16 protein-coding genes, 1 tRNA gene and 1 pseudogene are annotated in these 13,466 nt (G+C 45.2%); 1 reads left to right on the top strand and 17 read right to left on the bottom strand.

What is annotated here, in order from left to right; genetic code table 11:
- Positions 1-3 precede the first annotated feature (3 nt).
- The 10 genes and pseudogenes from coaE to J1C81_RS03950 form a co-directional block, all read right to left on the bottom strand.
- Complete coding sequence (gene coaE / locus J1C81_RS03995; RefSeq protein ID WP_002914704.1) at positions 4-600, bottom strand: dephospho-CoA kinase; 597 nt, start codon at positions 598-600, stop codon at positions 4-6.
- Positions 601-605: 5 nt separating this feature from the next.
- The gene (gene mutM / locus J1C81_RS03990) at positions 606-1,430 is read right to left on the bottom strand and encodes a DNA-formamidopyrimidine glycosylase (RefSeq protein WP_002914703.1); all 825 of its coding nucleotides are present in this window, start codon (positions 1,428-1,430) and stop codon (positions 606-608) included.
- 27 nt (positions 1,431-1,457) lie between these two features.
- Entirely contained in the window at positions 1,458-1,928 is a 471-nt protein-coding gene (locus J1C81_RS03985) for an NUDIX hydrolase (protein ID WP_002914702.1), read from the bottom strand.
- Position 1,929: 1 nt separating this feature from the next.
- Positions 1,930-2,145 (bottom strand): annotated as a pseudogene (locus J1C81_RS03980) (hypothetical protein); the annotation flags it as partial.
- Between the two features lie 28 nt (positions 2,146-2,173).
- Complete coding sequence (locus J1C81_RS03975) at positions 2,174-3,079, bottom strand: Fic family protein (RefSeq protein WP_002914700.1); 906 nt, start codon at positions 3,077-3,079, stop codon at positions 2,174-2,176.
- 221 nt (positions 3,080-3,300) lie between these two features.
- Positions 3,301-4,200, bottom strand: coding sequence for a GTPase Era (gene era, locus J1C81_RS03970; RefSeq protein WP_002894867.1), 900 nt, complete (start codon positions 4,198-4,200; stop codon positions 3,301-3,303).
- A 65-nt stretch (positions 4,201-4,265) separates the two neighbouring features.
- The gene (locus J1C81_RS03965; RefSeq protein WP_002894866.1) at positions 4,266-4,664 is read right to left on the bottom strand and encodes a diacylglycerol kinase family protein; all 399 of its coding nucleotides are present in this window, start codon (positions 4,662-4,664) and stop codon (positions 4,266-4,268) included.
- Positions 4,645-5,142 (bottom strand): rRNA maturation RNase YbeY, encoded by a 498-nt coding sequence (gene ybeY / locus J1C81_RS03960; RefSeq protein WP_002894864.1) that lies wholly within the window; start codon positions 5,140-5,142, stop codon positions 4,645-4,647. The genes J1C81_RS03965 and ybeY overlap by 20 nt, the downstream gene beginning before the upstream one ends.
- A gap of 226 nt (positions 5,143-5,368) precedes the next feature.
- Positions 5,369-5,441 (bottom strand) — tRNA-Thr (locus J1C81_RS03955).
- 48 nt (positions 5,442-5,489) lie between these two features.
- Complete coding sequence (locus J1C81_RS03950) at positions 5,490-6,059, bottom strand: GNAT family N-acetyltransferase (RefSeq protein ID WP_002914699.1); 570 nt, start codon at positions 6,057-6,059, stop codon at positions 5,490-5,492.
- A gap of 130 nt (positions 6,060-6,189) precedes the next feature.
- On the opposite strand from J1C81_RS03950, the gene ald reads away from it, so the two are divergent.
- Positions 6,190-7,302, top strand: a complete 1,113-nt coding sequence (ald, locus tag J1C81_RS03945) for an alanine dehydrogenase (protein WP_002914694.1) — start codon at positions 6,190-6,192, stop codon at positions 7,300-7,302.
- Between the two features lie 67 nt (positions 7,303-7,369).
- Here the strand turns inward: ald and J1C81_RS03940 are convergent, their stop codons facing one another.
- The 7 genes from J1C81_RS03940 to rplA all read right to left on the bottom strand — a co-directional run bounded on the left by J1C81_RS03940 (position 7,370) and on the right by rplA (position 13,456).
- Positions 7,370-8,359 carry a PhoH family protein gene (locus J1C81_RS03940; RefSeq protein WP_002914693.1) on the bottom strand — a complete coding sequence of 330 codons (990 nt, stop codon included), beginning with the start codon at positions 8,357-8,359 and terminating at the stop codon, positions 7,370-7,372.
- A 90-nt stretch (positions 8,360-8,449) separates the two neighbouring features.
- Entirely contained in the window at positions 8,450-8,665 is a 216-nt protein-coding gene (locus J1C81_RS03935; RefSeq protein WP_002914692.1) for a YozE family protein, read from the bottom strand.
- Positions 8,666-8,733: 68 nt separating this feature from the next.
- Positions 8,734-9,588, bottom strand: a complete 855-nt coding sequence (gene cvfB, locus J1C81_RS03930; RefSeq protein ID WP_002914691.1) for an RNA-binding virulence regulatory protein CvfB — start codon at positions 9,586-9,588, stop codon at positions 8,734-8,736.
- 104 nt (positions 9,589-9,692) lie between these two features.
- On the bottom strand, positions 9,693-10,250 hold the full coding sequence (frr, locus tag J1C81_RS03925; protein ID WP_002914690.1) for a ribosome recycling factor: 558 nt from the start codon (positions 10,248-10,250) through the stop codon (positions 9,693-9,695).
- Between the two features lie 19 nt (positions 10,251-10,269).
- Positions 10,270-10,995 carry a UMP kinase gene (gene pyrH / locus J1C81_RS03920; RefSeq protein ID WP_002894857.1) on the bottom strand — a complete coding sequence of 242 codons (726 nt, stop codon included), beginning with the start codon at positions 10,993-10,995 and terminating at the stop codon, positions 10,270-10,272.
- Between the two features lie 190 nt (positions 10,996-11,185).
- Entirely contained in the window at positions 11,186-12,637 is a 1,452-nt protein-coding gene (locus tag J1C81_RS03915; RefSeq protein WP_002914689.1) for an APC family permease, read from the bottom strand.
- A gap of 129 nt (positions 12,638-12,766) precedes the next feature.
- Positions 12,767-13,456 carry a 50S ribosomal protein L1 gene (rplA, locus tag J1C81_RS03910; RefSeq protein WP_002894855.1) on the bottom strand — a complete coding sequence of 230 codons (690 nt, stop codon included), beginning with the start codon at positions 13,454-13,456 and terminating at the stop codon, positions 12,767-12,769.
- Positions 13,457-13,466: the final 10 nt, after the last annotated feature.

Genomic DNA, 13,466 nt, shown 5'->3' with positions numbered 1-13,466 from the left:
AAATCATCTTCTTTCTAATTTCTGCAAAGCATTGCGAATCTGCTGTCGAGTAGCCTCTAGCGAGCCATTATTATCAATCAGCACATCCGCCCTCTTTCGTTTTTCTTGTAAAGATAGCTGAGCTGCTATTCGCTTTTCTGCCTCTACCTGACTGAGAGCATTTCGAGTCATAAGACGACTGAGCTGAGTTTCCTCTGTCACGTCCACCAGCCAGATTTGGTCAAACCAATCTTCATATTGTAACTCAAACAACAAGGGAAGATCCATAAAAAAGATGTCTTCCGTCTCTGCCAGCAAATCTCGCCGGCCAGCCAGTTCCTCGCGGATAATCTGATTTTGTATTTGACTGGATTGCTCCAAGAGTTCGGGATTCCCAAAAATCATAGCTCCCAGCTTAGGCCGATCCAAGCGCCCATCTTCCTGTAAGATAGATGAGCCAAAAGTAGATAAAAGAGCTTGATAAAGCCGTTCCCCCGGCTCCTGTAGCTTATGAACCACCTGATCCGCATCGATAACCTGATATCCCTGCTGCCTTAAAACCTCTGTCACAGTTGACTTACCCGAGGCAATGCCGCCAGTGATACCGATAATTCTTGCCATGACAGCTACCTCGCTTTCTGGCAATGAGGACAGAGATGTGTACCGCGTCCGCCCAGCTTAATTTTCTCAATCGGGCTGCCGCATCTAGCGCAGGGTTGGCCAGTCTTTCCATAGACCTGCAGAAAATCCTGCATAGTGCCATCCTCACCCAAAGCATTGCGGTAGGTCCGAATGGTCGATCCTCTCTTTTCAATCCCAAGCTGCAAAACTTCTATAATCTGCTCACGCAACCGCTTCACTTCAGTAGGTTTTAGACTAGCTGCTGGCCTTGCCGGATGAATCCGCGCCCGCCAAAGAGCCTCATCTACATAGATATTACCTAGCCCAACGACTAAGGTCTGCTCTAGCAAATAGGGTTTGATGGGCTTCTTGGAACGATTCAAAGCTGCTACAAAATGCGATAAAAGAAAGTCCGCCTCTGTCGGCTCAGGACCAAGCTTTCTGGCAGCAAAATAAGCCTCCAGCTGATCCTTTCTCAACAGCTCCATGGTCCCAAACTTGCGGACATCCTCATAAACAAGCGTCCCACCATCTGTCATCTCGAAAAAGACATGGGCATGCTTGCGCTCAGGCACCTCATCAGGATAAAAAAGATACTTGCCTTCCATTCGCAGATGGGAAATCAGCACTCCACCCGTCAGGTAAAAAAGCAAATACTTGCCCCGACGGCCAATCCTTTCAATGGTCTGACCTGGCAAGTCATGGACAAAGCTATCCACTCCCGTTCCAATCATCTTAGCATAGCGGACCTGCACCTGCCCAATCGTCTTGCCAACAACCAGACGCTCCAAACCACGCCGAACCGTTTCCACTTCAGGTAATTCAGGCATAAAGCTCCTTTCTTAGTATTCTCAATATCAAAGCCCCATAGCAAAGCTGTCCGAAAAATACTCATCCAGCATCAGGCGGTGTTTATCCGATACATTTTCCAGCTCTGCTATTTCTTCTTTAGAAAAAAAGCCTAACCGCAGTGTTTCCTCATTATGAAAATTGGAAATATCAACATTCTCCAGTGCCTGCAACTCATACAGAAAGACAACCGTCTGCACTTTGTCCCCATTAGGATAAGATTCATCAAAATTAGTGTAAACATTCAGCAAGCGCTTGGCTTCAACAGCAATGCCTGTCTCTTCGTAAAATTCACGCACGGCTGATTGCAGAGAAGTCTCCCCGAGCTCCATAGCTCCACCAGGAATCGCCCATGTTTTCTTATCACCTCGCAACTGCAGAAGCACACGACCGTCCTCGTCTGCTACAATTCCACCAGCAAAATTCAGAATAACCTTATCATGCCCCACCTTGGAGCGAATATAGGAAATATAGTCCATATCAAAATCCTTTCAATTTCTCTGGAAAGGCAGCGTTTTGAAAGAAATAGCGCAGTAGCTGAATATGCGTATCCACATCACTAAAAAGCCAAGCAGGCCCTTTGCCAGAATAATAGGCGCATTCAGACCTAGCATTTTTCTGTGCCAACCTGCGGTGCCAGTCATGAATGGTTTCGGCTTCTTTTCCACCTGAGACAAAGAAAGCAGGATTGGAAAGATTTATATCAACTATAAATCTGATCTCCTTATCCTTCGTCATCAAGAGATAGAATCTCCAAATACATATCCAATCTTTCATTGATATATTTGGCAAATAAATCCTCCATTGACGATAAACTTCCTTTTGAATGGAAGTCATCAAATGCTTGATAATAGGCCAATCTATCCGTAAATTTTATATCAATCGGTGGATAGCCCGCCTTCATCAACTCCAAATTCACCAAGAGCCTACCCGTTCGGCCATTGCCGTCAATAAACGGATGGATACTCTCAAAGGAAATATGAAACTGAGCTAGCTTGGTCACCATATTTTCCTGACTTACAGCATAGTCCACTAGGAGCTTTTCCATCAATGGAGCAATCATATACGGCTGAGCCGGTTCATTGGCTGCTCCCATGATGCGCACCGGGACTCTCCGATAAATGCCTCGGTCATTTTTTTTATCCGCTAATACTAGATAATGAATATCCTTTATCATCTGTTCTGACAAAGGCTGGTTCTCCTCAACAAGCCTTTGAACATACTGAAAAGCCTCCTGATGACCGATTGCCTCCATATGATCTTTTAAAGGCTTTTGGTCAATAGTCAATCCACGCAGGACCAAATCTGTCTCACGCAAGGTCAGAGTATTGCCCTCAATGGCATTTGAGTTATAGGTATATTCGACTGTGAACTCTTCATTCAGCCGCTCCAACTCTCCATCCGTCAAAGGGCGAAGTTTTGATAACTGCATCATCTTTTCATCAATCAAAGGCAAGAGACTCTCTGCTTTCTTATAACGGCCATCCGCTGGCTTTCTGGCATCTGAGGGAATCCTCCACAAACGCCCTTCTTGGACAGCACCCGGAATCTTTCCCTGACTGCACAGAGACCGAACTCGACGATCAGAAATCCCCCAGAGATCAGCTGCCTGCCTCACTGTCATATACATGAGCACACCTCACTTTCTCCCTCTATTATACCATAGTTCGGAATAATACGAGGATTAACGGAACAATATTTGCAGATTAACGGAAGGATAATAAATATTAAATAACGTAATATCAACAATTTTCTATCTTGCTGCTAGTTTGTAGTAAAAAGAGATAACAAATTGTTATGCTCTCTTTCACTGCTTTTTCAAATATAATTTTTCCTAGCTTCCTTAGAACCTCAATACTCCTTCTTATTATAGCCAAAATCCGCCAAGTCCAGCTTCTTGTCCCGCCAGTTTTTCTTGACCTTGACCCAAGTTTCTAGGAAGACCTTGTCCCCCAGCATGAGCTCAATATCGCGCCGAGCCATGGATCCGATTTTCTTCAGCATGGAACCGCCTTTACCAATGATAATGCCTTTTTGGCTGTCACGCTCCACCATGATAGTCGCTCGGATATGGACCTTGTCCGTTTCCTCGTCTCGCTTCATGCTGTCAACAACCACCGCGACTGAGTGGGGAATTTCCTCCCGTGTCAACATCAACACTTTCTCCCGAATCATCTCTGACACCAGAAAGCGCTCCGGATGGTCGGTAATCTGGTCTTCTGGGAAATACTGGAAGCCTTCCTCCAGATTCTCACTGAGAATATCAATAAGATGGGACACATTATTGCCCTGCAGGGCTGAAATCGGCACGATTTCTTTGAAGTCCATCTGCTGACGGAAATCATCAATTTGCGCTAAAAGCTGATCCGGATGGACTTTATCAATCTTATTAACTACCAAAATAACTGGTACTTTGGCCGCTTTCAGGCGTTCGATAATCATGTCATCGCCCTTGCCACGCGGCTCATCAGCCGGCACCATGAAGAGAACGGTATCCACCTCACGCAGGGTGCTGTAAGCTGCTTCCACCATAAAATCACCTAGAGCCGTCTTGGGCTTGTGGATTCCCGGCGTGTCGATAAAGACAATCTGCTCCTTATCCGTCGTGTAAATCCCCATAATTTTATTGCGAGTGGTCTGAGCCTTGTCGCTCATGATGGCAATCTTCTGCCCCATAACATGATTCAAAAAGGTTGATTTCCCAACATTAGGACGTCCCAAAATAGCTACAAAACCTGATTTAAAAGTCATTATTTTACCTCAATATTTCCATTAAAACAGCAGAAAATCGGCAGTCTCCCCCGATTTTCAAATCTTTAAAAAATCCAATCCCAAATCTTGGGAACAAAAATAATCAGTCCCGTCACAACTGCAAAGCCAGACACGACCAGAACAGCTCCCGCTGCCATATCCTTGGCATTCTTAGCCCGCATAGAAAAGTGGTAATCACTGGCCAGATCTACGACATTTTCAATGGCAGAATTGACAATCTCAAAGGCAATGACTAGAAAAATGCTCAAAAAGAGAAAGAGCCATTCTATCGCGGACAAGTCAAAAATCAGTCCCGCAACTATCACCGCCAGAGCCGAAAGGACATGCTTGCGCAGGTTGCGCTCCTCTTTAAAGGCTGTAAAAATACCGGTTAAAGCAAATTCCAGACTCGAGACCACATCTCGATTTTTCCATTTGCGTTTGTTATTTCCTTGTGAGTCCATAAGCAGTTAAAATTTCTTCCTGTAAACCAAACATTTCTGCTTCTTCTTCCGACGTATAGTGATCATAGCCGTTGATATGCAGAAAACCATGCACTGCCAAAAAGCCCATCTCCCGCTCAAAGCTGTGGCCGTATTCTTCAGCCTGCTCACGTGCCTTGTCCACTGAAATGAACAGCTCGCCGATATAGGCGTCAAAATCTTCCAGCATCTCAACTAGCTCAGGATGGTCCAGCAAATCCTCCTCGTCAACAGCGATGTCCAACTCAGGCTTATACTCCAAGCTAATCACATCCGTCGGCCGATCCGTATCTCTATATTCCAAGTTGAGTTCATGGCTACGCGCATTGCTGACAAAAGTCACAGCCATTTCCTTATTTTCCTTGCCCGTTTTCTGGGCCGCAAACTCCAAAATTTCCTGAGTCTGTTTAAGAATCTCTTCTGAAACCTGACCCGTTTCATCTACCATTTCGATATACATATCTTACCCACTCTGCTAGTATTACCTTATTATATCATATTTTGACTCACTTTAGGGAGCCGAGGGCAGGGTTTTGGAAAATAGCAGAGCAGATTTGTCAACCACTCACCGCAAAGACAAAAGCAGTTCTTTTTTTATTTTGTACCTCCTCAAAACTTTGCTTTTCACTACCAGTTATCATTGACAAAAAGAAAAGGCTGGGAAAACCCAACCTTGTCCTACAAGATGCTAATTGCCGGGATCGAACCGGCGACCTCATCCTTACCATGGATGCGCTCTGCCAACTGAGCTAAATCAGCGTACCTATCTAATATAACATGTAGATAGGTGCTTGTCAATATCCTTTCTCATTTTTTTGCAAAATAATCTTCCCTAGTCAGATAGTAATGCAACCGCGTCACAATGCGGCCTTGCTCATGCTTGTCTAGTGACGCATAAGGCTCTTCGTGAGAATATTTCATACCCGACTTGACCATAACCCGGCCAGATGCTGGATTATCCACATCATGCAGCGCTACAAGTTTATTCATTCCGATTTCCTCAAAAGCCAGCTTGATGACTGCGCGATTGGCCTCTGTCGTATAACCCAGATTCCAGTATTTTTTATTGATTACATAGCCGATAGCCGCCGTTTTCAAGTCCAGCCTAATCTTATGCAGGTCAATCGTCCCGATGAATTTGCAGCTTTCCTTCACTTCTATTCCCCAGCGCCCCAGAGGATTGGCCAGATAAAAGAGAGCTATATTATTGCGTGTTTCTTCCAGGCTTTTGTTAGTCTCAAAGGTATAGCGAGTATTTTCCTCATCCGAAGCGTACTCAAACATCGCTGGGGCATCTTCCAAGGTCACTGGACGCAGGATCAACCGCTCAGTTTCCAGTCTGGTATGACGGGCCAGTTTGACATAAATATTTTCCATCAGGACCTCCTATTTTTTCTTAACAGAATAGCACAATTCACTGATGAAAGCAAACCGCTCCGATTTTTTCTTGATTTTTGAAGCGTTTTCATATACAATAAAAACATCTTAAAAAAGGAGCATATTTTTTATGTTAATCGGTATTCCAAAAGAAATCAAAAACAATGAAAATCGTGTCGCTCTGACACCAGCTGGTGTTCATAGCCTCGTTGGTAAAGGCCATGAAGTTCTGATTGAGACTAATGCGGGGCTGGGATCTGGTTTTACAGATGCAGACTACCAAAAGCAAGGTGCAAAAATCGTCCCTACTGCTGCAGAAGCTTGGGCAGCTGAGCTGGTGGTCAAGGTCAAAGAACCTCTGGCAGCTGAATATGGATTCCTCCGCGATGACCTCTTGCTCTTTACCTACCTGCACATGGCTGCCGCTCCTGAACTTGCAGATGCTATGACAAGTGCCAAGACAACTGGTCTGGCCTACGAAACTGTCCGCGACCAAGATGGACAATTGCCACTCTTGGTACCTATGAGTGAGGTAGCTGGACGGATGGCTGTCCAAATCGGAGCCCACTTCCTGACTAAGAGTGAAGGTGGATCTGGCGTACTTCTCGGTGGTGTACCGGGCGTTCCGAAAGGAAAAGTTACTATCATCGGCGGCGGTGTCGTAGGTACTCATGCCGCTCGTATTGCTCTAGGACTGGGTGCTCAAGTGACTATTCTGGATATCAGCGCTAAGCGTCTGTCTGTCCTAGAAGATGTCTTCGGCCATCAAATCCAGACCCTCATGTCGAATCCTTTCAATATCGAAGCTAGCGTTCGAGAAGCAGATGTCGTGATTGGCGCAGTACTTATTCCAGGTGCGAAGGCTCCAAAATTAGTGACAGACGATATGGTTAAGCAAATGCGTCCAGGCTCTGTCATTGTAGACGTAGCCGTTGACCAAGGCGGTGTCATTGAAACAGCCGACCGCGTGACGACTCACACTGAGCCTGTTTACGAAAAACATGGTGTTCTCCACTATGCAGTTGCAAATATCCCTGGCGCTGTAGCCCGCACTTCTACCATCGCCTTGACCAATGTTACCCTTCCTTATGTTGAAGCCTTGGCAGTAAAAGGCTTCGAGCAAGCCATTGCAGATGACCAAGGCCTGCGCCAAGGTGTAACGACTTACCAAGGTCACATCACCAGTCAACCAGTTGCAGAAGGCCTCAACAAAGACTACACATCTATTGACGAACTCGTTTAGTTGATTATTTCGATTTTAAAATCAATCCCACAAAAAAGAGCAGAAATAAATCTGCTCTTTTCGTATGTTATTCCATTTCTTCTGGCTCAGTTGCAGCCTCTCTAACAGGAGTTGGTTCATAAGCTCGGATAATCTCCGCCACCACTGGATGACGAACGACATCCTTAGCTGAGAAATGCACAAAATCGATCTGGGAAATGTTCTTCAATTTCTCCTGAGCATCAATGAGTCCTGATTTAACATTGCGAGGCAGGTCAATCTGGCTGATGTCTCCATTGACAATCATCTTGGACTGGAAACCGAGGCGTGTCAGAAACATCTTCATCTGCATGATGGTGGTATTCTGTGCCTCGTCCAGAATTACAAAAGCATCATCCAAAGTCCGCCCCCGCATATAGGCTAGGGGAGCAATCTCAATGATTTCTCGCTCCATAAGGCGCGTTGTCTGGTCCTTGCCCAAAATCTGATACAAGGCATCATAGACCGGACGCAGATAAGGATCCACCTTTTCCTTAAGGTCACCAGGCAGAAATCCCAAACTCTCACCAGCTTCCACAGCTGGCCGTGTCAGAATGATTCGCTTAACCTGCCCACGTTTGAGAGCTGTCACCGCCAAAGTCACCGCCAGAAAGGTCTTCCCTGTTCCGGCTGGCCCGATACCAAAGACGATATCGTGATTTTTAACACTGTCCACATAGATTTTCTGACCTAGTGTCTTGACCCGAATCGGCTTGCCATAGCTGTCCTTGATAATTTCTTCTTCGTAAAGAGCTACAAACTTATCAATTTCGTCATTTTTGACCATGGTAATGGCTGTCACAACATCGGGAGTACCGATGGTCATGCCACGATTGACCAAGATCAATAGTGCCTGAATGACCTGTCGAGTCTCCTCGCAGGCAGTCTCCGTACCTAAAATCTGCACAATCTCGGTTCGGGCATGGATGGTGACCTTTAATTCCTGCTCCATAAGGCGCAGATGGCGTTCATTAGAACCAAAGAGATGAAAGGCATCATCTGGATGGCCCAGTTTCAATTCTACTGAATGTTCCTGCAAACAAAGAACCTCTCTATTTTATTTTTTTGAATGAATTATCTTTATTATATCAAAGCAAGCAGAAAATGACTATCCCTAGCCACTATCCACTTAATGGTCCTGATACTCTTCCCAAATAGCATCGAACTCGCCCAAGTTAAAGGAAAAATTTGCATGCTCCTCTAGAAATCGACTGACCTCATCAAAATCATCCGTATGCTTGGGAAAGGCAGTATCCTGAAAAGCCAAATCCGCTAAAATAGCCTTGGGCTCCTTGCTCTTAGGATTGCGCTCTGTCATCAGCCAGCTGTAAAAAGATTTTCTCATAGGTTCCTTTCATTTCTTTAAAATCGTATTTCTATAAGCATCAGCTCTAGATACACGACTCTTTATCCTCACACCAACTCCGTTCCAGTCGGGTCCTGCTTGATTTTACCAGCTTTCATCAGCCCACCCAGAGCTTTTTTAAACTGGCCTTTGGAAATGCCAAAGGTAGCCTTGATGTCGTCTGGTGAAGACTTGTCGTTCAAGGTCATGAAGCCCCCATTGCTCTCCAGATAGGTCAGAATCATCTGGGCATCGTTTTCCAGCATTTCAAAGGAGCGAGGCTTGAGGGAGAGGTTAAGCGTGAGGTCTACTTCACGGAAGCCAATCACCCGTGCATCCAAGACCTGACCTAGACGAGGCTCTGCATAGCGCTCGCTTGGATGGATGAAGCCCAGCATATTATTCTCCGGCAGGTAGACAAAGGTGCCAGAAAGCTTGAGCCGATAAACGATGGCTGGCCAGTTTTGGTTCTGCATGTTATTGTAGGCAGGACGAGCCAGACGCTGGAAATCCTCTTGATAAGCCAGTTGGCCCCAGATGCGGTCTTTCTTGTCCACATCTAGACGGATATAAAGGCGGTCGCCTTTCTTAGGCCAGAGTTCCTTGATTTCTGGCAAGATGTCTAGTGACACGACAATTTGCTTATCCGGCAGACCCGTATCGACAAAGACACCTAGATCCTTGCGGACCTCCGTTACTGTTCCCCAGCCAAACTGGTCTTGGGTCGCTGTAACTTCGAGAGTTGTCAAACGAAGCTTCTGCTTCATATCGCTATAGGCAAAGCCTTTGACAGACTGCCCCAGCTCATGCGCTCCCTCTTCCTTAGAAAGAGCGTAAACCTGACCGTCCTTTTGAACAAAGTAAAAGCGATCATTTTCATCCGTGATGATACCCACGATGAAGCTGGCAAGATTTGTATTCATATAGACCTATTTTCTACCTTGCTTCTTCAAACCAGGCAAGGATTTTTGATGTTAAAACAACTCAGTCAGCCAAAGCCAACTGAGTTTTGATTCTGATAAAAATGTTAAACTTCTAAAAGTTCTTTTTCTTTATTTGCCGTCATCTCATCGATATGTTTGACAGCATCATCCGTTACTTTTTGAATATCCTTTTCCAAGGTCTTCAATTCGTCTTCAGTGATTTCTTTGGCTTTTTCCTGCTTCTTAGCTTCATCCATAGCATCGCGACGGATGTTGCGGATAGCAACTTTAGCATTTTCACCGACCTTTTTCACTTCTTTAGCCAAGTCCCGGCGAGTTTCCTCTGTCAGAGCTGGAATGACCAGACGAATCACAGAGCCATCGCTGGCTGGCGTAATTCCGAGGTCAGAAGCATTAAGCGCACGCTCAATATCCTTGATAGAAGACTTGTCAAAAGGTGTTACCAAAAGAACACGCGCTTCCGGAATCGTAATCGAAGCGATTTGGTTGAGCGGAGTTTCTACTCCATAGTACTCCACATGGATGCGATCCAAAAGGCTGGCATTGGCGCGGCCTGCACGGATGCTGCCAAATTCACGAGCCAGACTTTGGTGCGAGTGGGTCATTCTTTCTTTTGCTTTTTCTACAATTGCATTTACCATGAGTTTCTAATCTCCGTTCTTATAAATTATTTGATACTGTTGTTCCGATTTGCTCACCGATAACAACGCGTTTGATATTGCCCGGCTCATTCATATTAAAGACAACCAAGTCAATGTCATTGTCCATAGACAGGGTCGAAGCCGTTGAGTCCATAATCCGCAGTCCCTTGCTGATGACATCTCGGTGAGTCAGCTCATCAAACTTAACAGCGGTCTTGTCTTTCTTAGGATCGGCATTGTAAACACCATCTACGCCATTTTTCGCCATGAGAATCGCATCTGCTTCAATCTCTGCTGAGCGCAAGGCAGCGGTTGTATCGGTTGAAAAATAAGGAGAACCAATACCTGCACCGAAAATGACGATACGGCCTTTTTCCAGATGACGAAGAGCCCGACCTCGGATATAAGGCTCAGCTACCTGCTGCATAGCAATCGCAGTCTGCACGCGCGTATCTACACCGACTTGCTGCAGCGAATCCGCCATTACCAGCGCATTCATGACAGTGCCCAACATACCAGTATAGTCGGCCTGCACGCGGTCCATGCCCGCTTCTGCTGCCGGCTCACCCCGCCAAAGGTTTCCACCTCCGATAACCAGAGCAATTTGAACTCCCAAATCATGAACTTCTTTGATTTCTTCCGCCATCTTCTGAACGGTTTGAATATCAATACCAACGCCTTTTTCACCGGCAAGAGCTTCACCCGACAACTTAATCAAAATACGCTTATACTTAGGTTCTACCATTTTTTTACTCCTTATTTTATCTGTACTATTTTACCACATTTTGAGATTTTTATATAGTTAAATCACTGAAATTTTTCTTTTTTCCTTTTTGTAAAATAGCAGAGCAGACAAGCTCATTTCACAGAAAAACCAGCCCCATCATCAGATAGGACTGGGAATGAATATTTCAATCATCTTTTACAAGGTCTACTCACTGCTTGAGCGACTGTTTCTTTTCCCACTTAGCTAAGAGCGGCAGGATGACACCCAGACTGATTAGGACGGTTGGCGTCAAAATATTAGTCAAGAGAGAGAATTGCCAGCCAGCTGGATCTGTTGCATAGTCTACTTTGGGAACCATCCCTAAGATGCAGGCAAAGGCTGTAAAGAGGAAGCACCAAGCTCCGATGGCAAAGCCAACTTTTGGATTTTTAGTAAACTTGTACTCGGCATCCTTGTACTTCTTCCAGGCCTTGTTCAACATCATGTAGGCCAGGAATACCCAGAGATACCGCATGGGCATAACGATGGAGTTGAGGTTGGTCATCCATTTGACTAGGCCGTCAATTTCCTTGATTCCAAAGATTGGCAGAATAATCAAGAAGCTAACTAAAATCCCTGTCAAGATGTAACCGTTAATGAGGACACCTTTTGATGTCCGCTTGCGCAGCCAGCTTGGGACAAACTCTTCATCAGCATTATTGAGCATGATTTGCAGAGGCGCATCAATAGAGAAAGCCAGTGCAGCAATCTGTCCAACCATGTTGGTCAGGGCATAGATGACTACTAGTACATTGCCCACTCCCCAGTAGTTGCCCAGCTTTTGGAAGGCTTGATAAGCACCATTTCGCATCAGATCCTCAGGAATATTGCCGCCATCAAAAAGCATGCCCATAGCCAGTGAACCTAGGATAGCAGAAGCACCAACCATGACAGCCATGACAATCATCCCCTTTGGAAACTCCTTGGCTGGATTGCGTGTTTGATTAACGTAAGGCGAAATTTTCTCAGCTCCACCGACCGCAAAGACTAAGAGGGAGATAGTCGTGAAATAAGAGAAGTCAAAGTTGGGAATATAAGTGCTGAGCTTATCCATATTGGCCGTCGCAAACTGCATGTCAGGTTTGATAAAAGGCGCGCCGACAGCTAAGAGAACGAAGAGGAAAGACATGATGAGCATGGCACTTCCTGCCAAGCCCCCAATCACCTTGAGCGTGGACAGCCCCTTGGTAGACAAGTAGAGAAAGGCACCGAAAATCAGTAAGCTAAGAATAACAATCCAATGAATATCAAGACTGCTCAAAAAGTCACCATTCCCCTGAATGGCCCAGCCCAGCGGAATCAAAACACCCTGTGGCTTTTGAGCCAGATAAGGAATGTGCACCACCCAGTAAGTCCAGGCCGCAAAATAAGCCAGCCGCTTGGTAGAGGTTTTCTCCACCCAGTCACTGACACCGCCTCCGCTCTCCTTAAAAGTCGAGCCTAGCTGCCCCACGATGAGGGCATAGGGAATAAAGTAAATAGCCAGGATAAGAATCCAAGACACAATTACCGAAATGCCCTGCTGGGAATAGTTATTAACCACATTTCCCAGACCCCAGACCATATTAAAAGCAATCAGAGATACCATCAGCCAGGTTAGCTGGTTCTGATCTTTTTTCATGACACCGTCTCCTTTTATTATAAAATAAATTGATTCGATATTATTATAACATGTTTCTATGAGTTTGTAATCGTTATCAGCATTTTTATTTCAAAAAAAGAACTACCCAAAGGCAGTTCAATATAATTCTTAAAGTGAGTTTACGTCAACCTTGATACCAACACCTTGTGTAGTAGTGATAGTCAGGTTCGTTACGTAAGTACCTTTAGCAGTAGCTGGTTTCGCTTTTTGGATTGTGTCGTTGAAAGCTTTGAAGTTTTCAACCAACTTGTCAGCTTCAAATGAAACTTTACCAATGATAGCTTGTACGTTACCTGCACGGTCTGCACGGTAAGTAATCTTACCACCTTTAGACTCTTCAACTGCTTTTGCAACGTCCATTGTTACAGTACCAGTCTTAGGGTTTGGCATCAAGTTACGAGGTCCAAGGACACGTCCAAGGCGACCTACAAGAGCCATCATGTCAGGTGTAGCGATTACTACGTCAAAGTCCAACCAACCGTCGTTGATTTTTGCAACCAGGTCATCTTCACCAACGAAGTCTGCACCAGCAGCTTTCGCTTCTTCTGCTTTAGCACCACGAGCGAAAACAAGAACGCGTGAAGTTTTACCAGTTCCGTTTGGCAATACCATTGCGCCACGGATTTGTTGGTCAGCTTTTTTAACGTCGATGTTCAAGTTGTAAGCAACTTCTACAGTTGCGTCGAATTTTGCAAAGTTAGTTTCTTTTGCAAGTGCTACAGCTTCTTCTACGCTGTATGCTTTTGTGCTGTCGATTTTTTCAAGAGCAGCACGAAGTTGTTTGCTTTTTTTAGCCATTTTATCTTTC

The organism is Streptococcus sanguinis (genome assembly GCF_050225395.1).
Classification (GTDB): domain Bacteria; phylum Bacillota; class Bacilli; order Lactobacillales; family Streptococcaceae; genus Streptococcus.
This window is presented reverse-complemented; position numbering and strand designations above follow the sequence as displayed.

Coding starts and splice junctions, on each gene's coding strand:
- ald (WP_002914694.1), top strand. CDS start 6,190: ATGTTAATCGGTATTCCAAAAGAAATCAAAAACAATGAAAATCGTGTC.
- frr (WP_002914690.1), bottom strand. CDS start 10,250: ATGGTAAATGCAATTGTAGAAAAAGCAAAAGAAAGAATGACCCACTCG.
- cvfB (WP_002914691.1), bottom strand. CDS start 9,588: ATGAATACAAATCTTGCCAGCTTCATCGTGGGTATCATCACGGATGAA.
- J1C81_RS03935 (WP_002914692.1), bottom strand. CDS start 8,665: ATGAGAAAATCTTTTTACAGCTGGCTGATGACAGAGCGCAATCCTAAG.
- mutM (WP_002914703.1), bottom strand. CDS start 1,430: ATGCCTGAATTACCTGAAGTGGAAACGGTTCGGCGTGGTTTGGAGCGT.
- rplA (WP_002894855.1), bottom strand. CDS start 13,456: ATGGCTAAAAAAAGCAAACAACTTCGTGCTGCTCTTGAAAAAATCGAC.
- era (WP_002894867.1), bottom strand. CDS start 4,200: ATGACTTTTAAATCAGGTTTTGTAGCTATTTTGGGACGTCCTAATGTT.
- pyrH (WP_002894857.1), bottom strand. CDS start 10,995: ATGGTAGAACCTAAGTATAAGCGTATTTTGATTAAGTTGTCGGGTGAA.
- ybeY (WP_002894864.1), bottom strand. CDS start 5,142: ATGTATATCGAAATGGTAGATGAAACGGGTCAGGTTTCAGAAGAGATT.
- J1C81_RS03975 (WP_002914700.1), bottom strand. CDS start 3,079: ATGTATATGACAGTGAGGCAGGCAGCTGATCTCTGGGGGATTTCTGAT.
- coaE (WP_002914704.1), bottom strand. CDS start 600: ATGGCAAGAATTATCGGTATCACTGGCGGCATTGCCTCGGGTAAGTCA.
- J1C81_RS03915 (WP_002914689.1), bottom strand. CDS start 12,637: ATGAAAAAAGATCAGAACCAGCTAACCTGGCTGATGGTATCTCTGATT.
- J1C81_RS03965 (WP_002894866.1), bottom strand. CDS start 4,664: ATGGACTCACAAGGAAATAACAAACGCAAATGGAAAAATCGAGATGTG.
- J1C81_RS03950 (WP_002914699.1), bottom strand. CDS start 6,059: ATGGAAAATATTTATGTCAAACTGGCCCGTCATACCAGACTGGAAACT.
- J1C81_RS03985 (WP_002914702.1), bottom strand. CDS start 1,928: ATGGACTATATTTCCTATATTCGCTCCAAGGTGGGGCATGATAAGGTT.